General features: G+C 69.6%; 23 protein-coding genes. 12 read left to right on the forward strand and 11 right to left on the reverse strand.

Translation table 11 applies throughout. The annotated features are described in order from the left end of the window. Nucleotide 1: 1 nt before the first annotated feature. Nucleotides 2–265 carry a hypothetical protein gene (locus tag ACXJ3V_RS01310; protein ID WP_457098451.1) on the reverse strand — a complete coding sequence of 88 codons (264 nt, stop codon included), beginning with the start codon at nt 263–265 and terminating at the stop codon, nt 2–4. Nucleotides 266–482: 217 nt separating this feature from the next. Here ACXJ3V_RS01310 and ACXJ3V_RS01315 point away from each other — a divergent pair, with 217 nt between their 5' ends. From ACXJ3V_RS01315 to ACXJ3V_RS01330, 4 genes are read left to right on the forward strand one after another with little or no spacing between them, the layout of a single operon-like run. Then, nucleotides 483–1,007, forward strand: coding sequence for a single-stranded DNA-binding protein (locus ACXJ3V_RS01315; RefSeq protein WP_457098452.1), 525 nt, complete (start codon nt 483–485; stop codon nt 1,005–1,007). 44 nt (nt 1,008–1,051) lie between these two features. Continuing rightward, on the forward strand, nt 1,052–1,603 hold the full coding sequence (locus ACXJ3V_RS01320; RefSeq protein WP_457098453.1) for a DUF6993 domain-containing protein: 552 nt from the start codon (nt 1,052–1,054) through the stop codon (nt 1,601–1,603). A gap of 52 nt (nt 1,604–1,655) precedes the next feature. Further along, nucleotides 1,656–3,335 carry an energy-dependent translational throttle protein EttA gene (ettA, locus tag ACXJ3V_RS01325; RefSeq protein ID WP_457098454.1) on the forward strand — a complete coding sequence of 560 codons (1,680 nt, stop codon included), beginning with the start codon at nt 1,656–1,658 and terminating at the stop codon, nt 3,333–3,335. Continuing rightward, nucleotides 3,328–3,852, forward strand: coding sequence for an acyl-CoA thioesterase (locus tag ACXJ3V_RS01330; protein ID WP_457098455.1), 525 nt, complete (start codon nt 3,328–3,330; stop codon nt 3,850–3,852). The genes ettA and ACXJ3V_RS01330 overlap by 8 nt, the downstream gene beginning before the upstream one ends. Nucleotides 3,853–3,874: 22 nt before the next feature. On the opposite strand, the gene ACXJ3V_RS01335 is transcribed toward ACXJ3V_RS01330, so the two are convergent. Continuing rightward, the gene (locus tag ACXJ3V_RS01335) at nt 3,875–4,780 is read right to left on the reverse strand and encodes an acyl-CoA thioesterase (protein ID WP_457098456.1); all 906 of its coding nucleotides are present in this window, start codon (nt 4,778–4,780) and stop codon (nt 3,875–3,877) included. A 56-nt stretch (nt 4,781–4,836) separates the two neighbouring features. Here ACXJ3V_RS01335 and ACXJ3V_RS01340 point away from each other — a divergent pair, with 56 nt between their 5' ends. Next, nucleotides 4,837–5,514 carry a hypothetical protein gene (locus ACXJ3V_RS01340; RefSeq protein ID WP_457098457.1) on the forward strand — a complete coding sequence of 226 codons (678 nt, stop codon included), beginning with the start codon at nt 4,837–4,839 and terminating at the stop codon, nt 5,512–5,514. Nucleotides 5,515–5,524: 10 nt separating this feature from the next. Here the strand turns inward: ACXJ3V_RS01340 and ACXJ3V_RS01345 are convergent, their stop codons facing one another. The 6 genes from ACXJ3V_RS01345 to ACXJ3V_RS01370 form a co-directional block, all read right to left on the reverse strand. Next, complete coding sequence (locus ACXJ3V_RS01345) at nt 5,525–7,189, reverse strand: FAD-binding dehydrogenase (protein WP_457098458.1); 1,665 nt, start codon at nt 7,187–7,189, stop codon at nt 5,525–5,527. A gap of 84 nt (nt 7,190–7,273) precedes the next feature. Next, a complete protein-coding gene (locus tag ACXJ3V_RS01350; protein WP_457098459.1) occupies nt 7,274–7,762 on the reverse strand; it encodes a globin in 489 nt (162 codons plus the stop codon). After that, nucleotides 7,759–8,856 carry a mechanosensitive ion channel family protein gene (locus ACXJ3V_RS01355; protein WP_457098460.1) on the reverse strand — a complete coding sequence of 366 codons (1,098 nt, stop codon included), beginning with the start codon at nt 8,854–8,856 and terminating at the stop codon, nt 7,759–7,761. The genes ACXJ3V_RS01350 and ACXJ3V_RS01355 overlap by 4 nt, the downstream gene beginning before the upstream one ends. Before the next feature lie 68 nt (nt 8,857–8,924). Beyond that, nucleotides 8,925–11,468, reverse strand: coding sequence for an aminopeptidase N (pepN, locus tag ACXJ3V_RS01360; RefSeq protein ID WP_457098461.1), 2,544 nt, complete (start codon nt 11,466–11,468; stop codon nt 8,925–8,927). Nucleotides 11,469–11,542: 74 nt separating this feature from the next. Further along, nucleotides 11,543–13,234, reverse strand: a complete 1,692-nt coding sequence (locus ACXJ3V_RS01365; RefSeq protein ID WP_457098462.1) for a SulP family inorganic anion transporter — start codon at nt 13,232–13,234, stop codon at nt 11,543–11,545. Continuing rightward, the gene (locus ACXJ3V_RS01370; protein WP_457098463.1) at nt 13,231–13,599 is read right to left on the reverse strand and encodes an ArsR/SmtB family transcription factor; all 369 of its coding nucleotides are present in this window, start codon (nt 13,597–13,599) and stop codon (nt 13,231–13,233) included. The genes ACXJ3V_RS01365 and ACXJ3V_RS01370 overlap by 4 nt, the downstream gene beginning before the upstream one ends. A 58-nt stretch (nt 13,600–13,657) precedes the next feature. On the opposite strand from ACXJ3V_RS01370, the gene ACXJ3V_RS01375 reads away from it, so the two are divergent. The 5 genes from ACXJ3V_RS01375 to ACXJ3V_RS01395 all read left to right on the forward strand — a co-directional run bounded on the left by ACXJ3V_RS01375 (nt 13,658) and on the right by ACXJ3V_RS01395 (nt 18,603). Beyond that, nucleotides 13,658–14,872: a ferrochelatase gene (locus tag ACXJ3V_RS01375; RefSeq protein ID WP_457098464.1), complete on the forward strand. Its 1,215-nt coding sequence runs from the start codon at nt 13,658–13,660 to the stop codon at nt 14,870–14,872. A gap of 21 nt (nt 14,873–14,893) precedes the next feature. Then, a complete protein-coding gene (locus ACXJ3V_RS01380; protein ID WP_457098465.1) occupies nt 14,894–15,439 on the forward strand; it encodes a ribose-5-phosphate isomerase in 546 nt (181 codons plus the stop codon). A 7-nt stretch (nt 15,440–15,446) separates the two neighbouring features. After that, nucleotides 15,447–16,448 (forward strand): Fpg/Nei family DNA glycosylase, encoded by a 1,002-nt coding sequence (locus ACXJ3V_RS01385; protein WP_457098466.1) that lies wholly within the window; start codon nt 15,447–15,449, stop codon nt 16,446–16,448. A gap of 20 nt (nt 16,449–16,468) precedes the next feature. After that, nucleotides 16,469–17,107, forward strand: coding sequence for an FMN-binding negative transcriptional regulator (locus ACXJ3V_RS01390; RefSeq protein WP_457098467.1), 639 nt, complete (start codon nt 16,469–16,471; stop codon nt 17,105–17,107). 62 nt (nt 17,108–17,169) lie between these two features. Continuing rightward, complete coding sequence (locus ACXJ3V_RS01395; RefSeq protein ID WP_457098847.1) at nt 17,170–18,603, forward strand: amidohydrolase; 1,434 nt, start codon at nt 17,170–17,172, stop codon at nt 18,601–18,603. Nucleotides 18,604–18,669: 66 nt separating this feature from the next. Here ACXJ3V_RS01395 and ACXJ3V_RS01400 read toward each other — a convergent pair whose 3' ends face one another. Further along, entirely contained in the window at nt 18,670–19,155 is a 486-nt protein-coding gene (locus ACXJ3V_RS01400; protein WP_457098468.1) for a Dps family protein, read from the reverse strand. 116 nt (nt 19,156–19,271) lie between these two features. Here ACXJ3V_RS01400 and ACXJ3V_RS01405 point away from each other — a divergent pair, with 116 nt between their 5' ends. Then, nucleotides 19,272–19,823, forward strand: a complete 552-nt coding sequence (locus ACXJ3V_RS01405) for a gamma carbonic anhydrase family protein (RefSeq protein ID WP_457098469.1) — start codon at nt 19,272–19,274, stop codon at nt 19,821–19,823. Nucleotide 19,824: 1 nt separating this feature from the next. Beyond that, on the forward strand, nt 19,825–20,184 hold the full coding sequence (locus ACXJ3V_RS01410; protein WP_457098470.1) for an A1S_2505 family phage non-structural protein: 360 nt from the start codon (nt 19,825–19,827) through the stop codon (nt 20,182–20,184). Between the two features lie 10 nt (nt 20,185–20,194). Here ACXJ3V_RS01410 and ACXJ3V_RS01415 read toward each other — a convergent pair whose 3' ends face one another. Together ACXJ3V_RS01415 and ACXJ3V_RS01420 are read right to left on the reverse strand one after the other, a co-directional pair. Continuing rightward, complete coding sequence (locus ACXJ3V_RS01415; protein WP_457098471.1) at nt 20,195–21,559, reverse strand: carboxylesterase family protein; 1,365 nt, start codon at nt 21,557–21,559, stop codon at nt 20,195–20,197. 183 nt (nt 21,560–21,742) lie between these two features. Then, nucleotides 21,743–22,717, reverse strand: a complete 975-nt coding sequence (locus ACXJ3V_RS01420; protein ID WP_457098472.1) for a zinc-binding dehydrogenase — start codon at nt 22,715–22,717, stop codon at nt 21,743–21,745. Nucleotides 22,718–22,784 lie beyond the last annotated feature (67 nt).

The following is a 22,784-nucleotide window of genomic DNA, read 5'->3' on the forward strand; positions in this document are numbered from 1 at the left end:
TTCAGCGCGCGAATCGCAGACACTCGATCGCATCGTCGGCCGACCAGAACTCGCCGAGTTCGCGGAACGTCCGCGACGCGGTGTGGAACCGTCGTGCCCGGTATCGCACGCCCTGTCGCTGCGCGCTTGCCTGCAGGTGCCCGATGACGCGCCCACTCGCATCGACGACACGCCAGAGCGCGGGCGCCGCGGAAGTGAGGCGCACCGGCGTGTCCGCAGCGAGCGGCGGCTGACTCTCCAGCTTCGGGTCGGAGGACTCCCACATGATTTCCTCTCCCTTCGATTCGAAGATATGTGCGACCTCCGACATCCGATCCGCTCCTCCCCACCGACCCACTCGCGCCGCCTGGTCCACATGAGCGCGGCTCGCCATTCGAGCCGCACCGCGGGCGTTCGATCCTGGTGCGAGCGCCGGCGTCCGAAGGGCACCCGGGCGCCGGCGCGACCGGGGACGTTCCCCGGCGCAAGAGAGAGGACGACTCATGAGCGACACGATCACGGTGACCGGCAACATCGCCACCGAGCCCGAGCACAAGCGCACCCCCGCGGGGGTCGCGATCACGACCTTCCGGCTGGCGAGCGGCCAGCGCCGCTACGACCGGGAGTCGGGAGCGTGGATCGACTCCGGGACGAACTGGTTCACGGTCTCGACGTTCCGAGGTCTCGCTGAACACACGTTCGCCTCGGTTCACAAGGGCGACCGGGTGATCCTGACCGGACGCCTGCGGCTCCGGGACTGGGACACCGGCAGCCGGAAGGGGACCACCGCTGAGATCGATGCGGAGGCGATCGGCCATGACCTGCTCTGGGGCACCACGCACTTCGAGAAGGACGGACCGTCCGCATCAGCCGCGATCCAGACCACGAACGGCTGGCCTGCCGCAGGAGAGGCGCGCCGAACGGATTCCGATGGGTGGGCGCTGCCGGGCTCCGGCGAGCTCGAGGCGCCCGAACTCGAGCTCGCCGGGTTGGCGGCGAGCGCGGCGGAGGGTGAGGCCCCCTTCTGATCGTTCTCGGCGAGCGCTCGGGATGACGGCCCTAGACTCTCCCCGTGTCCCGTCACCCCGAGCCTCGCCGACATCGTGATGCCCGCCGCGGCCGGGGCCTCATCGTCGGGGCGGTGCTGGCCACCGCGATCGGCCTCATGACCCTGGCGGGGTGCGCGAACTCCGGCGAGCCGGGGGCCGGCTCCGCTGCGCCGTCGCCGTCTGTCCCGTCCGGCTCGGCAACACCTGCGACCCCAACGCCCACCTCGACGGAGCCCGCGCTTCCTGCGCTCGATCTGCAGGGCGACGCGACCGCGAACCTGCCGTTCTTCTCCTCGATCGTCGCCGCAGTGTGGGCGACGCCGCAGAACGTCTCCGGCCGGGCCTACATCGATGCGCTCGTGGCAGCGGGCTTCGACAAGGGCGCCATGCAGGTCACCCAGGATCAGTCGACGGTCGGAAACGCGGCCGAGAGCATCCAGTTCTCGGTGGTGTGGAAAGGGGATTGCCTCGTGGGCCAGGTGGGACCGGCCACGGGGCAGCCCGTCGCCGTCGTGCTCCCGGTGCTCGCGGACGGGTCCTGCCTCGTCGGAGAGACCCGGACCATCGACTGGTAGCGGGCCACGGGCGCAAAGGACGACTGCCGTCGCCGCCTAGACTGGACAGGTTATGGCTGAGTACATCTACACGATGGTCCGTGCCCGCAAAGCGGTCGGCGAGAAGCTGATCCTCGATGACGTCACGATGTCGTTCCTGCCGGGGGCGAAGATCGGCATGGTCGGCCCCAACGGCGCCGGCAAGTCGACGATCATCAAGATCATGGCGGGTCTCGACCATCCGTCGAACGGCGAGGCCAAGCTGACCCCCGGCTTCACGGTCGGCATCCTCATGCAGGAGCCGGTCCTCGACGAGTCGAAGACCGTCCTCGAGAACATCGAGGATGGCGTCGCGATCAAGGCGAAGGTCGACCGGTTCAACGAGATCTCGGGCCTGATGTCCGACCCCGACGCCGACTTCGACGCTCTGCTGGCCGAGATGGGCACCCTGCAGGAGGAGATCGACGCCGCCGACGCGTGGGACCTCGACTCCCAGCTCGAGCAGGCGATGGACGCGCTGCGCACCCCGCCCGGAGACGCCGCCGTCGCCAATCTCTCGGGCGGTGAGAAGCGCCGCGTGGCGCTCGCCAAGCTCCTGCTCCAGAAGCCCGACCTGCTCCTCCTGGATGAGCCGACGAACCACCTGGACGCCGAGAGCGTGCAGTGGCTCGAGCAGCACCTCCAGAAGTACGCGGGCGCTGTGATCGCCATCACCCACGATCGGTACTTCCTCGACAACGTCGCGGAGTGGATCGCCGAGGTCGACCGCGGACGCCTCATCGGCTACGAAGGCAATTACTCCACCTACCTCGAGAAGAAGCGCGAGCGCCTCGAGGTGCAGGGCAAGAAGGATGTCAAGCTCGCCAAGCGCCTCGCCGACGAGCTCGAGTGGGTCCGCTCCAACGCGAAGGGGCGCCAGGCCAAGTCCAAGTCGCGTCTCGCCCGGTACGAGGAGATGGCGGCCGAAGCCGACCGCACCCGCAAGCTCGACTTCGACGAGATCGCGATCCCGCCGGGGCCGCGCCTCGGCGGCATCGTCATCGAGGCGAAGAAGCTCCAGAAGGGCTTCGACGGACGCTCGCTCATCGACGGGCTGAGCTTCAGCCTTCCGCCGAACGGCATCGTCGGCGTCATCGGGCCCAACGGCGTCGGCAAGACCACGCTGTTCAAGACGATCGTCGGTCTCGAGCCGCTCGACGGCGGCGACCTCAAGATCGGCGAGACGGTCAAGATCAGCTACGTCGACCAGACGCGCTCGAACATCGACCCGACCAAGTCCCTGTGGGAGGTCGTCTCCGACGGCCTCGACATCATCACGGTCGGCAAGATCGAGATCCCCTCCCGGGCCTACGTCTCGAAGTTCGGCTTCAAGGGGCCCGACCAGCAGAAGAAGGCCGGCGTCCTCTCCGGTGGCGAGCGCAACCGCCTCAACCTCGCGCTCACCCTCAAGGAGGGTGGCAACCTGCTGCTGCTCGATGAGCCGACGAACGACCTGGACGTCGAGACGCTCGGGTCCCTCGAGAACGCCCTGCTCGAGTTCCCCGGCTGCGCGGTGGTCATCACCCACGACCGGTGGTTCCTCGACCGCATCGCGACGCACATCCTCGCCTACGAAGGCACCGACGAGAACCCCGATCAGTGGTACTGGTTCGAGGGCAACTTCGCGTCGTACGAGGAGAACAAGATCCAGCGCCTCGGCGCCGACGCGGCCAAGCCGCATCGCTCGACCTATCGCAAGCTCACGCGTGACTGACGACCTCGCGGATCGTGCGGCTGACGCCCCTGGCGGGCGGCGGCTGCACGTGCCGATTCCGCTCCGATGGGGCGACCTCGACGCGTTCAACCACGTCAACAACACGGCGATGCTGAAGCTGCTCGAAGAGGCGCGCGTGCGCGCTTTCTGGATCCCGTTGCCCGGCGAAGTCGCACCCACCACGGCGGTGATCGACTCCAGCCTCTCGAGCGGCGTACTCACCCTCATCGCCCGGCAGGAGATCGAGTACCTCGCCCCGGTGCCCTATCAGCGGCATCCGCTCGATGTGCAGATGTGGTTCGGCAAGCTCGGCGGCTCGAGCATCGAGGTCTGCTACGAAGTGTGCAGCCCCATCGAGACGGCGGGCGAGGGCGGGCAGACCGTGTTCGCGCGTGCGACGACGGTGGTCGTGAAGGTGGATGCCGCGACTGGCCATCCGATCCGGCTCACGCCCGAAGAGCGCGGCGCGTGGGGCCCGTACTCCGGCCCGCCGATCGTCTACGCCCACCGGCGCTGAAGACACAGGGCGGAAGGCTCCCTCAGAGCGACGGCACCCGGACGGTGATCTCCTGGGCCACGCTGGCGACGAGCGCTCCGGCACGGGAGTAGATCCGTCCCGTTGCGAGACCGCGGCCGCCGCGCGCGCTGGGCGACTCCTGCACGTAGAGCAGCCAGTCGTCGATGCGGCCGGGGCGATGCCACCACATCGCGTGGTCGAGGCTCGCGACCTTGAGTCCCGGAGTGGTCCAGGACACGCCGTGGGCGCGCAGGATCGACTCCTGGATGGTCATGTCGCTCAGGTAGGCCAGCGCCGCCTGGTGCACGGCCGGATCGTCGGGCAGCGGGGTCCGTGCGCGCATCCAGACCGCCTGCCGGGGCACGTTGCCGCCCTCGACCGTGACGTAGATCGGCGAGGGGACGTGGCGCACGTCGACCGGGCGATCGGCGAAGTACCGCTTGGTCATCGGGTGAAGTCCGCTGAGATGATCCTCGGCATCGGGAAGGTCTTCCGGATCCGGGATGCCGGACGGCACCGGCTCCTGATGGTCGAGGCCCTCGTCCTCGTCCTGGAACGACGAGATCATCGAGAAGATCGGCACGCCGTCCTGAAAGGCCTGAGTGCGCCTCGTCGAGAACGAGCGGCCGTCGTGGATGCGATCCACCGAGAAGGTGATGCCGCGGGACGAGTCGCCGGGGCGGAGGAAATAGCCGTGCATCGAGTGCGCCGAGCGGCCGTCGGGCATCGTGCGCGACGCCGCGACGATGGACTGGGCGAGCACCTGACCGCCGTAGACCCGGCCGAGGGGCATCGGCTGCGAGACGCCGGTGAAGATGTCCTCGGTCGTGCGGGCGGAGGAGTCATGGAGGTCGAGCACCGCCAGCAGGGCGGCCACGGGATCGGCGTCGGGCGTCGCCGCGGCATCCGTCTGAGGGGCGTCGGTCAAGGGATCCTCCGTCTCATCGGCCGGCGGCAGGCGGGCCGCTTGGTAGTTTAGGCCGGATGCCGAATCACCTGCTCTTCCCGGATGCCCACGCCGCAGCCGACGCCTTGACGTTCGCGAGCCGCTCCGCACGGCTGGGAGATGGGGCCGTCCGCCTGCAGGCCCGCGCGGGCACGCTCGCGATGACCTCGGCGCCGCTGGCACCCCGCGGCCTCCTCGACTCGACCCCGACCGTGCTGGGTATGCGGACGCTTCCGGTCGACCCCGAGCTCATCTGCGACCTTGTCGTCGAGGCATCCTCCCTGGCGCCGTCTGCGCTGGATGCCAGCACCGTGACGCTTCCCGACACCGCGCAGTCACCCGCCTGGGCGGGGATCGCCCCGCCGCGCGGCGGGTGGGAGGCGCGGTCGTCGATCCCGGCATCCGTCCTCGCCGCCCGCGCGCAGTGGGGGATCGCGGCGGCCGCCGAGGCGCTGCCCCAGGAACCAGGCGAGGATGTCGTGCGGACTGTGCGCGCGGCCGTGTGGGGTCCGCCGGACGACGCGCTCGACGGCCTCCCGCTCGGCACGGCATTCGCCGCCTTCGCGCTCGGCTTCATCGTGGGCGAGGAGGATGCCCGGGTCCTCGTCAGCGGGGCGTGGACGCGGGTGTCGCTCATGCGGGGCCACATCATCGTCCGGGGCCCGGCACGGGTGGGGCTCACGCCGGTCCGGTCGACCGGACCGGCCGCGAGCTGAGCCCCCGAGACTAGACCGCGGCGGCCGCAGCCCGGCCGGCGGTGCGGCCCGAGAAGAGGCATCCGCCGACGAAGGTGCCCTCGAGCGCCCGGTAGCCGTGGATTCCGCCCCCGCCGAAGCCGCTGGCCTCGCCCGCGGCGTACAGCCCGGGAACCGGCTCGCCGCCGGGTGCCAGTGCGCGACCGGACAGATCGGTCTCGATGCCGCCGAGCGACTTGCGGGTCAGCACGTGCAGCTTCACCGCGATGAGCGGTCCGGATTTCGGGTCGAGGATGCGGTGCGGCGCGGCAGTGCGGATGAGCTGGTCGCCGCGGTAGGCGCGCGCGGAGCGCAGCATCGCGATCTGCGCGTCCTTGGTGAAGTCGTTGTCGATCTCGCGGTCGCGGGCCTCGACCTCCAGGCGCACGCGCTCGGCATCGAGGGCATCGCCGCCGGGGAGCGCCTGCATGCCGGCGATGAGCTCGTCGAGGGTGTCCCGCACGATGAAGTCCGCACCCTGGTCCATGAACGCCTGCACCGGCGCCCCCGCCCCCTTGCCAAGCCGCGTCTTGGCCAGCAGCCGCACGTCCTTGCCGGTGAGGTCGGGGTTCTGCTCGCTGCCGGAGAGCGTGAACTCCTTCTCGATGATCTTCTGCGACAGCACGAACCAGGAGTGGTCGTGCCCGGTCTGGCGCAGGTGCGCGAGGGTGCCGAGCGTGTCGAAGCCCGGGTAGAGCGGCACCGGGAGGCGCTTGCCGGTCGCGTCGAGCCAGATCGACGACGGGCCGGGGAGGATTCGGATGCCGTGATCCGGCCAGATCGGATCCCAGTTCTGGATGCCCTCGACGTAGTGCCACATGCGGTCGCCGTTGATCAGGCGCGCGCCGGCATCTTCGGAGACCGCCAGCATCGAGCCGTCGACGTAGGCGGGGACGCCGGTAATCATGGTTTCGGGCGCAGTGCCCAGCCGTGCCGGCCACGCCTTGCGCACGAGATCGTGGTTGCCGCCGATCCCGCCCGAGGAGACGATGGTCGCGGACGCGGTGATCTCGAACGATCCCACGACGTCGCGCGACGACGCGTAGCCGCGCGACGCGCCGGACGGTGAAAGGACATCTCCGGCAGCGCCCGTGACAGCGCCGGCGACGGTCGTGAGGGCCGTCACACGGTGGCGGGGGAGGATCGTGACCCGGCCCGTGGCCTCACCGGCCTCGACCTCGGCCTGGAACGGCGCCACGAGGCCGGGTCCGGTGCCCCACGTGATGTGGAAGCGCGGGACGGAGTTGCCCGGGCCGATGGCGCCGTAGCCGCCGCGCTCGGCCCAGCCCACGACCGGGAAGAAGCCGACGCCCTTCTCGCGGAGCCAGGCGCGCTTCTCGCCGTGCGCGAACTGCAGGTAGGCCTCGGCCCAGCGGCGCGGCCAGGCGTCCTCCTCGCGGTCGAACGCCGCGTTGCCGAACCAGTCCTGCCGTGCGAGGTCGAGCGAATCCTTGATGCCCATCCGGCGCTGCTCCGGCGAGTCCACGAAGAAGAGCCCGCCGAACGACCACCATGCCTGCCCGCCGAGGTTGGTGCGCGGCTCCTGATCGATGATCACGACGCTCTTGCCGGCGGCGGCGGCCTCGCTCGCGGCGACGAGCCCGGCCAGGCCCCACCCGATCACGAGGATGTCAGCGGTGTGGGTGGTGGTGGTCATGGGACGACTCCTTCGTCGTGAGGGGGGATGGTCGAGGGGGATTAACGTGCGGGGGATGGTCGAGCGGGGGAGAGAGCGGGAGCGTCAGGAGGCGGGTCGATCCGCGCCCTGGCCGAACGCGTCCGATTGCACGACCGGAAGGGATGCCGCGGCGCGGCCGTCTGCGGCCGGCCCGATGCCGGTCGGCTCGAAGGTGTTGACCATGGCGAACGCCGCTCGCTGCAGGTAGTCCCACAGCGTCGCATCGTGGAGCGGGGGGAGTTCGAGCGCGTCCACTGCGGTGCGCATGTGCGCGAGCCAGCGATCACGGGCGTCGGGGTTCACATGGAACGCGGCGTGGCGCATCCGTAGGCGCGGGTGCCCGCGCTCCTCGCCGTAGGTGGTCGGGCCGCCCCAGTACTGCTCGAGGAATGTCGTCAGACGGTGCTTGGCAGGACCGAGATCCTGCTCCGGGTACATCGGGCGCAGCACGTCGTCGTCGGCGACGCCGGCGTAGAACAGATCGACGAGGCGCACGAAGGTGTCATGCCCACCGATCTCGTCGTAGAAGGCCAGGGGAGCGGCATCCGTCATTTCGAGTCTCCGGACGTGGCAGGCGGGCCGGACGGGTCGGCATCGGGGGCGGGCTGAGCGCGCTTGCCGGTGCGCTTCGGCTTCCAGACCGGCCGCTCCGGCGGCGCCGCCACCGGGTTCGGCTTGGTCTTCGGCGGGTTCGCCCCGCGCACCCGCTGGGCTCCCTCGAGACCGCTGAGCGTGATGGAGTTGAGCTGCGGCAGGGTCAGTCCGAGTTCGTCGATGGCGTTCTTGAGCCGCATGCGAAGCTCGCGCGCGACGTCGTCCTTCGCGTTCGCGCGCGTCTTCATGACGAGCCGGATGACGAGGGCGTCGCCCGACACGGATTCGAGACCCCACACCTCGGGCTTCTCCAGCACGCGAGAGCGCCACTTCGGGTCGTGCGCGAGATCGCTGGCAGCCTGCATCATCGCGCCTTCGACCTCGCCGATGTCGGCGTCGGCACCGACGGCGAGGTCGATGATGACGCGCGCCCAGCCCTGCGACATGTTGCCGATGCGGGTGACCTCGCCGTTGCGGACGTACCAGAGCGTGCCGTTGACATCGCGCACGTGGGTGACGCGGACGCTCACATACTCCACCACACCGGTCGCCAGCCCCAGGTCGACCACGTCGCCGATGCCCACCTGGTCCTCGGCGACGATGAAGATGCCGTTCAGGACGTCCTTGACGATGTTCTGCGCGCCGAAGCCGAGGCCGGCGCCGATCGCCGCGGACAGCAGAGTGAGCGAGCCGAGGGCGGTCGGGGCGAGCGTGGAGACGATCAGGACGAGCGCGATGATCACGATCGTCACGTTGACGATGTTGCCGAGGATCGAGCCGAGGGTGCGCGTACGCTGCACGACGCGGACCGCCGCGAGCGGCGAGCGTTCGAGCGCCTGGGTGTCGTCGACCTTGGCCTTGCTCTTCGCGCCCGTCACGATGCGGTTCACAACGCGCCGGATCACGAGCTTGAAGATCCAGCTCAGGATGAACGCGCCGATGATGATGCCGGCGACGCTGAGGATGTTCAGCCCCACGTCGGCGAGCACATTCACGACCGACTCCCACCAGCTTGCTGGCTCGGGGAATACGACGCTCGGGGCGATGTTCATCTCGGCACGATCCTAAATGAGGGATGCCTTGGCCCGACCTGCGCGGTGGGCCAAGGCATCCGATCGAACTACTGCGCGTCGCGCTCCTGGACGGCGAGCGCGCGCTCGACGCCGGCGAGGTTCTCGGTGACGAGGCGACGCAGTGCGGGCGCGGCGTCCTTGTTGGCGGCGAGCCAGGCACGGGTGGCGTCCTGCAGCCCCTTGTTCGCGAGCGCCGAGGGATAGAGACCAACGATGAGGTACTGCGCGATCTGGTAGGTGCGCGAGTTCCAGATCGGGAGCAGGCTCTCGAAGAACTGCGGAACGAATGCGTCGAGGAACTCGACGCCGGCGGGGTGGCCGAACCCGGCGGCGGTCGCACGGACGATCGTGTTGGGCAGATCATCCTTGGTGATGAGCGAATCCCACGCAGCCTGCTTCGCGGCCGGCGACGGCAGGGCCGCCTTGGCCTGCGCGGCGAACTCCCCGCCCTTGGCGGTGTTGTCCGCCGCGAGCGACTCGTCGATCTGCTGCTCGGTGGCAAGCCCTCCGGCGGCAAGCGAGACGAGCAGCTGCCACGAGAGGTCGGTGTCGATCTCGAGGCCACCGAGCGTGCGGTCACCCGCGCGCAGGGCGCGCACCTGCTCCCACTGTGCGGAGGTCGAGGCCGCGCTCGCGAAGGCCGTGACGAGCTGCAACTGGCTGTCGCTGCCGGCTTCCGCGGCCTGAGCCAGCTCCCACAGCGCCGAGGCCACGCGCTCACGCGCGGCCGACCGCTTCTCCGGCGAGACATACGAGTTCGCGGCGAGCTGCAGCTGTCCGAGCGTCGTGCGGACCGTGGTCGACTCGGTCTCTGCGCCGATGTTGCGCAGCACGAGGTCGATGTAGTCGCTGGCGGATGCCTCGGCATCCCGCGTCTGATCCCACGCGGCACCCCACACCAGCGAGCGGGCGAGGGGATCGCTGATCTGCGCGAGGCGCTCGATCGCGGTGCGCAGCGAGACGGCGTCGAGGCGGATCTTCGCGTAGGCGAGGTCTTCGTCGTTGAGCAGCACCAGATCGGGGCGGGGGAGGCCCGCGAGCTGCGGGACGACGGTGAGGTCGCCGTCGACGTCGAGTTCGACGTCGTGCACGCGGACGAGGCGGTCGCCCTGGGTGCTGTAGAAGCCGACCCCGAGGCGGTGCGGCCGGATCGTCGGGTAGTCCGCCGGCGCGGTCTGGACGATCGCGAACCGGGTGATCTTCCCGTCCGCATCGGTCGTGATCTCCGGCGACAGGGTGTTGACGCCCGCCGTCTCGAGCCACTTCTTCGACCACGTGGACAGTTCGCGCCCGCTGGTCTTCTCGAGCTCGGTGAGAAGGTCGCTCAGCTCCGTGTTGCTCCACTCGTGCGTGCGGAAGTAGGCGCCGACTCCGGCGAAGAACTCGTCGATGCCCACCCACGCGGCGAGCTGCTTGAGCACCGAGCCGCCCTTGGCGTACGTGATGCCGTCGAAGTTCACCTGTACGTCTTCGAGATCGTTGATCTCAGCGACGACGGGGTGGGTGGAGGGGAGCTGATCCTGCCGGTAGGCCCAGGTCTTCTCCATCGCGTTGAACGTCGTCCACGCTTCGGTCCACTCGGTGGCCTCGGCCGTGGCGATCGTGGAGGCCCACTCGGCGAACGACTCGTTCAGCCAGAGCCCGTTCCACCACTTCATCGTGACGAGATCGCCGAACCACATGTGCGCGAGCTCGTGCAGGATCGTGACGACGCGACGCTCCTTGACGGCATCCGTCACCTTGCTGCGGAAGACGTACGTCTCGGTGAACGTGACGGCTCCGGCGTTCTCCATCGCCCCGGCGTTGAACTCGGGGACGAAGAGCTGGTCGTACTTCGCGAACGGGTAGGGGTATCCGAACTTCTCCTCGAAGTACGCGAAGCCCTTCCGCGTGATGTCGAAGACGTAGTCGGTGTCGAGGTGCAGCCAGAGGCTCTTGCGCGCGTAGACGCCGAGCGGGATGACCCGGCCGGAGGCGCTGGTCAGCTCCGAGGTGGTCGACTCGTACGGGCCGGCGACGATCGCCGTGATGTACGAGGAGATGCGGGGAGTCGGTTCGAACGTCCAGGTCGCCGATCCGTCGCCGTGCTTCTTGGGCGTAGGAGTGGGGGAGTTCGACACGACCTGCCACGGCTCGGGAGCCGTGACGGTGAACTGGAAGGTGGCCTTCAGGTCGGGCTGCTCGAACACGGCGAACACGCGGCGCGAGTCGGGCACCTCGAACTGCGAGTAGAGGTAGACCTCCCCATCGACGGGGTCGACGAAGCGGTGCAGACCCTCACCGGTGTTCGTGTAGAGGGCGTCGGCGTCGACGATCAGCTCGTTCTCGGCGGCCAGACCGGTCAGCGCGATGCGCGAGTCTGCGAACGCCGACGCATCGATGTCGTTGCCGTTCAGCGTGATCGAGCGGACGTCGCGGGCGATGAGGTCGATGAAGGTGTCGGCACCTTCGGTCGCGGTGAAGCGGACGACGGATCGTGATCCGAAGACTTCGGGGCCCCTGGTGAGGTCGAGCGCGACCTCGTAGGACTGGGTGTCGACGATCGCCCGGCGCTGCTGCGCTTCGACGCGGGTCAGGTTCTCTCCAGGCACTGCGTTGCTCCCGTGTGGGTGAGGGGTAATTGCCGCGGACAGGCGCTGCTGGCGCCGACGACAACCCTTCCAGCCTACGTGCTCGCCGCCGCATCCTCTCGTCTCACATGACTGCGAGCATGTTCGACCGCGGCGTCGAGATCCGTGAAGAGGTGCTTGTGATGCCGCAGCGCGTCGAGCACTCCGACGGTCCGGAAGAGCTCCTCGTGACCCGGCTGCACTCCCTTGATCAGGACTGTCACGCCGCGCCGCTCGAGCGTGCTGACGATCTCGCTGAGGATGCGGGCACCGGTGGCGTCGACGAGCTCGAGCTGCGACATCCGCAGGATCACCACCGAGACCCCCTGCACTCCGGTCACGGTCTCGAAGACGCGGTCGGCGGCGGCGAAGAACAGGGGACCGTCGAAGCGGATGATCGCGATCCGCTCGTCGCCCGGGAGGGTCGCTCCGGCCAGCGCCTCACGACGCACGCCGGTGGCGCGTGACAGGTTGCGCAGCGCGAAGACGCCGGCGCACACCACGCCGATCGCGACAGCGACGATCAGGTCGAACGACACGGTGATCACGGCCGTCAGGATGAACGCGACGGCGTCGGATCGTGTCGATCGGAGCACCGAGCGCATGGTGGCGAGGTGCACCATGCGCACGGCGGTGACCATGAGCACTCCGGCGAGTGCGGCGAGCGGAATTCTTCCAACCGGCCCCGCGGCGGCGAGCACGACGAGCAGCAGGACCGCCGAATGGAAGAGCGCGGCGATCCGGGTGCGCCCACCTGACCGCACGTTGACGGCCGTGCGCGCGATCGCTCCCGTGGCCGGCATTCCGCCGAACAGGCCAGACCCGATCGACGCGAGACCTTGACCGACGAGTTCGCGGTCGGGATCGTACGGACCGGTGTCGGCGAGGGACGCGGCGACCCGCGCCGACAGCAGCGACTCGATGGCCGCAAGGGCCGCCACAGTGAGGGCCGGGGCGACGAGCGCTCCGAGGGTCGCGATGTCGATGCCGGGCAGCCGTGGCGGCGGGATCGTCGACGGAAGCGCGCCGATGACGGCGAGTGGCGCCGATACCACCGATGCCAGCACGGTGACGATCACGATGCCGATGAGTGACCCAGGCAGAGCCGGGTGCAGCCGCGGCGCGAGCAGCATGCAGCCGGCGACGATCGCGACGGCGGCGACCGCCCAGGGAAGGTACGCCCAGTCGGCGCCCGCCAGCGATTGCACCGCTGCGACGACGGCGTTCGAACTGTGCTCGCCGGCGACGGGCACGGTGGGCGAGGTGAGCAGCGGCACCTGCTGCAGGAAGATGATGATCGCAATGCCGAGGGTGAAGCCCTCGATCACCGGCCAGGGGATGAAGGAGACGGCGCGCCCCAGCTTGAGTAATCCCGCGACCAGCACGAGGACCCCGGCGATGATGCTCACGATGACGACGGCACCCGCGCCGTGCACGGCGACGATGGGCACCAGCACCACGACCATGGCACCGGTCGGCCCCGACACCTGGACGTTGGACCCCCCGAAGACGGCCGCGATGACCCCGGCGACGATCGCGGTGACGAGACCCATCTCGGCCGTGAGGCCGGAGCTCACGCCGAAGCCGAGGGCGAGTGGAAGCGCGACGATCCCCACGGTGAGCCCGGCGAGGAGATCCCGCGGCCAGCTGCGGCGCGCGGGTGCGTAGTCGGACCACGACGGGAGCAGCGCGCGCACGTAGCGCCAGCCGCGGGCCGGGAGGTCGGGCGCGGCTCCGACCGCGTTCACGTCGCGGTTCCGGCGATCGGCGGGAGCGCGCGGGCGTCCGCGAGCAGATCGCGGTCCGCCTCGAGCACCGTCACCAGCAGCGCGCGCGCGACCGCGAGCAGGTCCGCCACCCGGGGATCGGCCAGCCGATAGTAGACATGGCTCGCCCGGCGCTCGGACTCGACGAGCCGGTGGCGTCGCAGCACCGCAAGGTGCTGGGACAGATGGGATGCCTCGAGGTCCGTCTCGGCCTGCAGGTCGGCGACGCTCACCTCGACCGCGGCCGAGAGCAGTTCGAGGATGCGGATGCGGAACGGGTGCGCGAGCCCCTTGAACAGGTTCGCCTTCACTTCATACAGCGGACGCTGGCGGTCGGTCATTGGCATGATGGAATGATCATATCGCCTAGTCGTCCCCGCTCCGTCGCGGTGTGAGGATGGAGGGGTGAGCGATGACAGCGCGAGTGAAACGACAGCCGGCTTCCAGACGGACGGCTCGGTCCTGTTCGCATCGGATGCCGCGGCATCCGGTGCTCCGCACGCCGAAGTCCCGGTCGCGTACGACGCGATCCTCCTGGCCGGGTTCGGCGGGCCTGAGGGGCAGGAGGACGTCATCCCCTTCCTGCGCAACGTCACGCGCGGCCGAGGCATCCCGGACGAGCGCCTGGAAGAGGTCGCGCACCACTACCGGCACTTCGGGGGAGTGAGCCCGATCAACGCGCAGAACCGCGCGCTGAAGGCTGCGCTCGAGGCCGAACTCGCGCGGCGCGGAATCGACCTGCCGGTGTACTGGGGCAACCGCAACTGGGCGCCGTTCCTCGACGACGCGATCACGGATGCCGCGGCCGCAAGCCACACGCGGCTGCTGGGTCTCGCAACGAGCGCCTACAGCTCGTTCTCCAGCTGCCGGCAGTACCGCGAGGACTTCGCCCGGGCGCTCACGGAGACGGGCCTCGCCGGCACCGTGACGATCGACAAGGTGCGGCAGTTCTTCGACCACCCCGGCTTCGTCCAGCCCTTCGTGGATGGCGTCCGCGATGCCGTCGCGGGGTTCATCGACGAGGGTGTGCGCCCGGAGCAGATCCGGGTGCTCTTCTCGACCCACAGTGTTCCCACCGACGACGCAGTCCGCTCCGGCCCTCGAGATGTCGACTTCGGCGATGGCGGCGCCTACGCCGCGCAGCATCGGGCGGTCGCGGCCTACGTGATGAGCGAGGTCGCCAGGGAGCGGCCGGAAGCGATCGGCATCGGGTGGGACCTCGTCTTCCAGTCCCGGTCTGGTCCGCCCACGCAGCCGTGGCTCGAACCCGACATCAACGACGTCATCGCCGAGCTGCCCGCCGCCGCCATCGAGGCGATCGCGATCGTGCCGCTCGGCTTCATGAGCGACCACATGGAGGTGCTCTGGGATCTCGATACCGAGGCGATGGAAGCGGCGGGCGAAGCGGGGATCCGCGCCGTCCGCACCCCGACCCCCGGCATCGATCCCGCCTTCGTGGCCGGGCTCATCGATCTCGTCGAGGAGCGACTCGCGGGCACGCCGGTCGCCGAGCGCCCGCACGTCACCGAGCTCGGCCCCTGGTTCGACGTCTGCCGACCCGGCTGCTGCGAGAACCTGCGCGCCGGGTTCAAGCCGGCCGCCGCCGGTATCGCTCCCTGACGGATCTCTAGGATTGAACCCATGCGCATCCATCTGGCCACCGACCACGCAGGGCTGGAGTTCTCGACGCAGCTCCAGCACCACCTCGCCGGAAACGGACACGAGGTGGTCGATCACGGGCCGATCGAGTACGACCCCCTGGACGATTATCCGGCGTTCTGCATCCGGGCTGCCCAGGCGGTCGTGCGGGATCAGGATGCCGGCATCCCCGTGCTCGGGATCGTCTTCGGCGGCTCGGGCAACGGCGAGCAGATCGCGGCGAACAAGGTCGTCGGCATCCGCTCCGCTCTGGTGTGGAGCATCGCGACGGCGGAGCTCGCCCGCGAGCACAACGATGCGAATGTGATCGCCATCGGCGCCCGTCAGCACACGTTCGAGCAGGTGACTGAATTCATCGACACGTTCATCGCGACGCCCTTCTCCGGTGAGGAGCGGCACGTGCGCCGCATCCGTCAGCTCGCCGCGTTCGAGGCCGACGGCACGCTCGAGCCGGATCCGCGCGCGACCATCGGCAAGCCCGAGGTCCTCGCCGCAACCGACAGCTCGTTCGACCCTGAGGCAGGCTGAGCCCTCGATGCCCGAGGGCCATTCCGTCCATCGCATCGCCCGGCAGTTCGACCGCAACTTCACTGGGCGCGTCGTGAGCGCGTCCAGCCCGCAGGGCCGCTTCGCCGAGGGTGCCGCGCTTCTCCAAGGACGAGTCGCGGAGAGCGTGCGCGCGGTGGGCAAGCAGATGTTCCTCGAGTTCGAGGACGACCTGTGGCTGCGCGTGCACCTCGGCATGTACGGGGCGTGGGACTTCGCCGGCGAGATCGTCGTCGATCCCACGATCGCGTCGGCCAACGGACGGATGGGGCAGACCAACCAGCGCGGGACGATCCTCATCGACGACGCGGTGCTGGATTCCGCGGGCGAGAACTCGCTGACCTCGATCGGCGCACCGCGCCGGGCACGCGTGCACGTGCGGATGTCGGAGCAGACCACCGGGCTGCCGGAGGCGGACGAGGAGTGGCCGCCGCCGATCGTCGGGCAGGTGCGCCTGCGGCTGCTCACCGACATCACCTGCGCGGACCTGCGTGGACCCACGGCCTGCCAGCTGCAGAGCCCCGATGAAGTCGCCGCGACGATCGCGAAGCTCGGCCCCGACCCGCTCGTCGACGACCCGGACGAGGGCGAAGCGCGGTTCGTCGCCGTCGTCGGACGCAAGCCCACGCCGATCGCGCTGCTGCTCATGGACCAGGCGGTCGTGAGCGGGATCGGCAACGTCTACCGCGCCGAACTGCTGTTCCGGGCGCGCCTGAACCCGCACACTCCTGGTCGGGAGGTGCCGACCGAGCTCGTGCGCGCGCTCTGGCGCGATTGGGTGCAGCTGCTGGCGATCGGCGTCGAGACCGGCCAGATGATGACGATGGCCGATCTGTCCGCCGACCAGTGGCGCGCCGCGATGGCCAGTCGCGACGACCGCCACTGGGTGTACCGCCGCGCTGGGCTTCCGTGCCGCGTGTGCGGCACCGCGATCGTGCTCGAGGAGCTCGGCGCCCGCAAGCTCTACTGGTGCCCGAGCTGCCAGGCGTAGCCGACTCGTAGGCTGGACGCATGCGCCAGAATCCGAGCTTCGCGATGACGGATGTCGCGGAGCTTCGCCGCCTCATCGACCTCAACCCGTGGATGACCCTGGTCAGCCACACCGACGACGGGCTCGTCGCCTCGCACTATGCGGTGCTGCTCGACGAGGAGCGCGACGACCTCACCGTCGTCGGCCACGTCGGCAAGCCCGACGACATGATCCACGGACTGGGGGAGCGCGAGCTGCTCGTCGTCGTGCAGGGCCCGCACGGGTACATCTCGCCCGGCTGGTACGGCGGGGGATCGAACGTCCCGACCTGGAACTTCGTCTCGGCGCACCTCTCCGGCATCCCGGAGGTGCTCGCGCCCGACGAGAACCTGCGCGTGCTGGAGCGCCTCGTGGCCCGGTTCGAATCGCGCCGCGCTGACCCCCGCCTGATGTGGGAGCCGCCCAACGACCCCGCCTACATCGAGCGGCTCGAGCGGGGGACGGTCGGATTCCGGCTCACTCCGACCAAGGTGGTCGCCAAGCGCAAGCTGAGCCAGAATCGCCCGGTCGAGGTCGTCGACACGATCATCACCGAGCTGAGCGGCGACGGCCCCTTCGCGAACCCCGCGCTCGCCGCCGAGATGCGCCGCGCCCACACGGCGATGGGCCGCGCGCTGTGACCGCCGTGGGTGACTCCGTCGGCACGATCACGTCGGCCCGGCTGGTCGGACCAGGCGACGAGATGCTGCCCGACGATGGACCCTTCGATGTGTTCCTCGACAATGGCCGGATCGCCGACATCGCTCCCGCCGGCGCGCTGGCACCGCGGGGCGTCGTACTCGACGCCGACGGGGCCTGGCTGATCCCCGGCCTCTGGGATCACCACGTGCACGTCATGCAGTGGGCGCTCGTCGCCCAGCGCGCCCCGCTCGGGCACGCCACCTCCGCCGCGCACGCGGCATCCCTCATGGGTGCGGCGCCGATCCTCGACGACCGTCGAGTCGGCACCGGGTTCCGCGACGCCTTCTGGGGAGACGAGCCGACGCTCGCGTTGCTCGACGCCGCCACTGGCGACACCCCGACCTACCTCATCAACGCCGATGTGCACAGCGTCTGGCTGAACAGCGCGGCGCTGCGGCGCGAGGGGTTCGAGCCGGATGAGTCCGGCATCCTCCGCGAAGCACCCGCCTTCGAGATCTCGCGCCGGCTCAACCAGGTCGACCCGCACACCGGTGACCGACTCGTCGCAGCGATGGCGACGGATGCCGCAGCGCGCGGCGTCGTGGGGCTCGTTGACTTCGACATGGCGTGGAACCACGGCGCCTGGGCCCGGCGGACGGACGAGGGCTTCGACACGCTCCGCGTCGAGTTCGGGATCTACCCCGAGCATCTCGACCGTGCGATCGCCGAGGGGCTGCGCACTGGCGACGGAGTTGCAGGCGCGGCATCCGATCTCGCCCGTGTCGGTTCGCTCAAGGTCATCACCGACGGATCCCTCGGCACCCGCACGGCCGCCTGCTCGCACGCGTACCCCGGCGACCCCCTCAACCACGGTCTGCTCACCGTCGACCCGGCGACGCTCGTCGAGCTGATGACGGCCGCCACCGGTGCGGGCCTGTCGTGCGCGATCCATGCGATCGGGGATGTGGCGAACTCGTACGCGCTGGATGCCTTCACGGTGACCGGCGCGACGGGCACGATCGAGCACGCGCAGCTCGTCGCGCACGCCGATATCCCGCGCTTCGGCCGGCTCGGTGTCGCGGCGAGCGTGCAGCCCGAGCACGCGCTCGATGACCGAGACCTGACCGACACGATCTGGGCCGAGCAGACCGCGCTCGCCTACCCCCTGGGTGCGCTGGCCCGCAGCGGAGCGAACCTGCTGCTGGGGTCGGACGCCCCGGTCTCGCCCCTGGACCCGTGGGCGGCCCTCGCGGGGGCGGTGTTCCGCACGCGGGACGGGCGCGAGCCGTGGCACGCGGACGAGGCGCTGGACTTCCGCGCCGCCCTCGGCGCATCGACCCGCGGCGGTTCAGCGGCGCCCAGCCGGCTCGAGCCCGGGGCACGTGCCGACCTGGCGCTCTGCGACCGCGACCCGGCTGCCGCGACCGAGCCCGAACTTCGTTCGATGCCGGTGCGGGCGACGCTGCTCGAAGGCCGCCTCACCCACCTCGGCTGACCCCGATACGGAAGAGCCCCCGACGCTACGCGCCGGGGGCTCTGTCGGTCCGAGATCCGATCGGGCCTAGGCCGCGACGTGCGCGAAGAGGAACCAGCGGTCCTTCTCGAGCACCTCTTTGATGCCGATCGCGACGTCCTGGCTCGACAGGTCCACCTCGTCGAGGCCGTCGATGGCCGCCTGCACGTCGGCGATCACGACGTCCATGTCGGCGATGACGGCGCGCACGACGTCTTCCCACTGGGCGAAGCCGGCGGGCACCTGCGTGTTGGTCGTCTTGTCGGCGACCGTGTTCAGCCGCGCGTCGACGGGGAGCCCGAGCGCGACGATCCGCTCGGCAGCTTCGTCTGCGCCGGCCTGCGCGTGCGCGACGATCGAGTCGAGCAGCTCGTGGATCGCGATGAAGTTCGCGCCGCGCACGTTCCAGTGCGCCTGCTTGCCGTTCACGGCGAGGGCCTGCAGCCCGAGCGTGACGGGGGTGAGGAACTGTGCAGTGCCTGCCGCCGCTTCGGGGTCGGTTGAGGTCGCGGGGGTGGTCTGGGTCTTGGTCATGTCATTGCCTCCGTGTCGACGGATTCCGTCCGATGGATGCAACGCTACTCAGCGCGCTCCATTCCGCAAGCAAGCGAAGGCTGGGCTCACTTCGTGCGTCATCGTAGGGTCGGAGCATGACCGTCGCCCACGATGCCTCCGTTCTGTCCCTGCCGGGGCGCACCCCCGAACTCGACGCGACCGCGTTCGTGGCGAGCGGGGCTCGCCTGGTCGGTTCGGTGCGCCTGGCCGCCGGTGCGAGCGTCTGGTACAACGCGGTGCTGCGCGCCGACAGCGATGCGATCACCGTGGGTGAACGCAGCAACCTCCAGGACAACGTGTCGGTGCACGTGGATACCGGCCATCCGGTCGTCATCGGCGCCGATGTCTCGGTCGGCCACAACGCCGTCGTCCACGGCTGCACGATCGGCGACGGATCGCTGATCGGCATGGGCAGCGTCATCCTCTCCGGAGCGGTGATCGGGGACGGATGCCTCGTCGCCGGCGGCGCCGTCGTGCTCGAGGGGACCGTCATCCCGTCCGGCTCGCTCGTCGCGGGCGTGCCGGCCAAGGTCCGGCGCGAGCTGACTGCCGACGAGCAGGCCGGTCTGATCCGCAACGCCGAGATCTACCTCGGCCACTCGCGTACGCACGCGGCGGCGACTCCACTCGCCGCGGAGGTCGACTGACATGCGGATCGACGCGCTCGCTCCGGGCGAGATCTTCGTGTTCGGCTCGAACGGGTCCGGTGCGCATGGCGGGGGAGCGGCGCGCTTCGCATACGACCGCTTCGGGGCGGTGTGGGGGCAGTCCGAAGGTCTGCAGGGACAGTCGTACGGGATCGACACGATGTCGGGGCTTGCCGTGTTCGAAGAGCAGGCGGCCCGGTTCCTCGAGTTCTCCCGGCAGCATCCCGAACTCCGGTTCCTCGTCACCGAGGTCGGCTGCGGCATCGCGGGGTACACCCCCGATCAGGTGGCGGGCTTCTTCCACGGCGCGCCGGACAACGTGGTGCTTCCGGAATCCTTCGCGGAGATTCTCGGCGGGTGACGCGCTCGTCTCAGTTCGAGAAGCTCAGCATCCAGGAGTAGATGTCGTCGCCGAAGGCCCCGCTATAGGCCTCATCCCACCCTTCGTGGTAGAGACCCTCATAGATCGTGAGCTTCGCTCGGTCGGTGGTCACCCCGGGACAGGCGCTCAGCGCGTTGATCGGCTCGATGCTCCCGAGGGGGTTCACGACGTCATCGAGTTCACCGGCAAGGGCCCACACCGGCACTGCGTCGAGCGCGCAGCCACTCGTCGCCCACGCGGGGCGTCCCTCTCCGGCGTACGGGACCGCAGCTGCCACCTGCTCGTCGCCGTACTTCGCCAGGTACTCCCATACCCCGAACGCGCCGCACGACAGCCCGGTGACATAGACGCGGGTCGGATCGACGTTGTAGTGCGCGACGGCGTAGCCGATGAAGTCGTGGAGCTCGTCAGGCGTCGTGCATCCCGATCCCGCCGGGTGCCCGAGCGTGTGCTGGAGGATCAGATTGCACGAGCCCGGCCACTGCTCCGCGTCACACGCGGTGCCGTCGATGAAGGGCTCCTGCTGAACGTGCTGGGTCGAGAGCACGACGAACGGGCGATCGAGCGGCCAGCCGCCGACGTCGATGAATCGGGGGATGCCGGTGAACAGCAGGTTGCTGAGAGCCTCGGCCGAACCATCGCCGTTCTCGCCGTACCCATTCGCCACCACGAGGAGCGGGCTCCCGCCTGCGTCGTACGACGGCGGGAGGTACTCGTAGTAGCCCATCCCCGCGCCGGTGCTGCCGAGCGGACGGGCGATCTGGTGCTCGGCCGAGGTGTTCCCGACGTAGGGCGCCACGATCTTGCACAGGTCGGTGTCGAATCCGGGGTGGGGACCGTTCACCTTCGCCCCCAGGAATTCCTCGGCACCGGTCGCGGCGTCGTGCGTGAAGCTGAAACTGACCAGACCGCTGTCGCGGGCGATCACGGCGCCGTTTGCGGTGACGATCTGCGGTTGCCCCGACCTCTGCGCGGTGACCTCGTAGAGGGTTCCGCCGAGCGACTTGACTTTCCACTCCTTCGAGACGCCATTGCCGGACAGGCCGAAGGAAGCCTCGGCGGAGTTCGTCCAGGTCTCACTGAACGCGAAGGTCTCGATGCGCAGCGGATCCCCGTCATATGGACGCTGCCGCTCCCGCACCTTGCTCGTGAAGTGGCCCACCACCTGCATCGGATAACCGCAGTACCACGATTCGAACGAGTAATCACCGCTGTTCGTCGTGATCGTGGGTCCGTGTCCTGCTGCGGCGGCCGGCGAGACCGACAGGCCCACCAGTGCGAGCGCCGCGACAATCGTCGTTCCTGCGCTGAGCAGTCGCGTGCGCTGACTGGATGGCCGAATCGAATTGCGCATGAGGAGTGCCGCCTTTGCGTCGACTGATACCGAGGCATCGGCCTGGCGCGCAACGCACTGGCGCCATCGCCTGAGCGGCTTCCCCCGAAGTCGCATGCTCCCACCGGAGCACCCCTCGCTGCGCAGTTTCCTCTCAGGGTCCGCGCGCGTCAAGACCCCGCGGAACGTCAGGACCCCGCGACCTCAGAAGCGCAGCAGGATCTTCCCCGCGCGACCGGGCACGGCGCTCGCCGCCGCGGCAGCCTGAGCCTCCTCGAAGGGGTACACCGCCTCAACGGGCAGCCGGACCTCGCCCGAACCGATGCGCTGGAACAGCTCGCCGATCAGGGCGGCTCGTTTCGCGGCATCCATCGTCCTCGACACCGTGCTGCCCCAGAAGCCCTTCACCGTCGCCTGCTTGAAGATGAGGTCGCCGGACGAGATCTGAAGCAGGCCGGATCCCATCGCGCCGAACGACACGAGCGTGCCGCCTTCGCCGAGCAGCGACAGCAGTTCGCCGGCAGCCTTCCCGCCTACCGAGTCGACGGCCGCGCGAGGCTCGGCGCCGTCGAGGATCTCGGCGGCGCGTTCGCGCCAGTCGGCGCTCTCGGTGGAGACGATGTTGTGGATGCCGAGGGCGGCGAGTTCGTCGACGCCGGCATCGCGGCGCACGAGGCCGAGCACATGGATGCCGCGGGCCGGGGCGAACTGCGCGACCAGCTTGCCGACGGCGCCGTTGGCGGTGTTCTGCACGATCCAGTCACCGGACTGCACGTCGAGCGAGTCGAGCAGGGCGAGCGCGCTGAACGGCATGGAGATCAGCTGCGCGGCGGTCTCGTCGGTGATCGCGTCGGGAACCGGCAGGAGACCGGCCGCCTTGGCGACGAAATACTCGGCCCAGACTCCGAAGGAGCCGCCGGTGACGCGCTGCCCGACCTGCAATCCCTCGACACCCTCGCCGAGTGCGTCGACCACGCCGACCGCTTCGGTGCCCGACGCGGCGGGCAGCTCGGGCTTGAATCCGTACGTGCCCCGGATCGTCCAGAGGTCGTGGTTGTGGATGGGGGAGAGAAGAGTGCGGACACGAACCTGTCCGGGGCCGGGCTCGGGGAGCGGGCGCTCGGCGACCTCCAGGACCTCGGTCGGGTCTCCGAAGGTGGTGTGGATGAGTGCGCGCATGGTGCTGCTCCTTCTGTTGACCGCGGAAACACGAAAACCCCTGGGTGGCCAGGGGTTTCATGGGTAC

It is taken from the genome of Microbacterium sp. P5_E9, assembly GCF_054049175.1.

Coding starts and splice junctions, on each gene's coding strand:
- ACXJ3V_RS01310 (WP_457098451.1), bottom strand. CDS start 265: ATGTGGGAGTCCTCCGACCCGAAGCTGGAGAGTCAGCCGCCGCTCGCT.
- ACXJ3V_RS01315 (WP_457098452.1), top strand. CDS start 483: ATGAGCGACACGATCACGGTGACCGGCAACATCGCCACCGAGCCCGAG.
- ettA (WP_457098454.1), top strand. CDS start 1,656: ATGGCTGAGTACATCTACACGATGGTCCGTGCCCGCAAAGCGGTCGGC.
- ACXJ3V_RS01340 (WP_457098457.1), top strand. CDS start 4,837: ATGCCGAATCACCTGCTCTTCCCGGATGCCCACGCCGCAGCCGACGCC.
- ACXJ3V_RS01345 (WP_457098458.1), bottom strand. CDS start 7,189: ATGACCACCACCACCCACACCGCTGACATCCTCGTGATCGGGTGGGGC.
- ACXJ3V_RS01350 (WP_457098459.1), bottom strand. CDS start 7,762: ATGACGGATGCCGCTCCCCTGGCCTTCTACGACGAGATCGGTGGGCAT.
- ACXJ3V_RS01355 (WP_457098460.1), bottom strand. CDS start 8,856: ATGAACATCGCCCCGAGCGTCGTATTCCCCGAGCCAGCAAGCTGGTGG.
- ACXJ3V_RS01370 (WP_457098463.1), bottom strand. CDS start 13,599: ATGCCAATGACCGACCGCCAGCGTCCGCTGTATGAAGTGAAGGCGAAC.
- ACXJ3V_RS01380 (WP_457098465.1), top strand. CDS start 14,894: ATGCGCATCCATCTGGCCACCGACCACGCAGGGCTGGAGTTCTCGACG.
- ACXJ3V_RS01385 (WP_457098466.1), top strand. CDS start 15,447: ATGCCCGAGGGCCATTCCGTCCATCGCATCGCCCGGCAGTTCGACCGC.
- ACXJ3V_RS01390 (WP_457098467.1), top strand. CDS start 16,469: ATGCGCCAGAATCCGAGCTTCGCGATGACGGATGTCGCGGAGCTTCGC.
- ACXJ3V_RS01395 (WP_457098847.1), top strand. CDS start 17,170: ATGCTGCCCGACGATGGACCCTTCGATGTGTTCCTCGACAATGGCCGG.
- ACXJ3V_RS01400 (WP_457098468.1), bottom strand. CDS start 19,155: ATGACCAAGACCCAGACCACCCCCGCGACCTCAACCGACCCCGAAGCG.
- ACXJ3V_RS01405 (WP_457098469.1), top strand. CDS start 19,272: ATGACCGTCGCCCACGATGCCTCCGTTCTGTCCCTGCCGGGGCGCACC.
- ACXJ3V_RS01410 (WP_457098470.1), top strand. CDS start 19,825: ATGCGGATCGACGCGCTCGCTCCGGGCGAGATCTTCGTGTTCGGCTCG.
- ACXJ3V_RS01415 (WP_457098471.1), bottom strand. CDS start 21,559: ATGCGCAATTCGATTCGGCCATCCAGTCAGCGCACGCGACTGCTCAGC.
- ACXJ3V_RS01420 (WP_457098472.1), bottom strand. CDS start 22,717: ATGCGCGCACTCATCCACACCACCTTCGGAGACCCGACCGAGGTCCTG.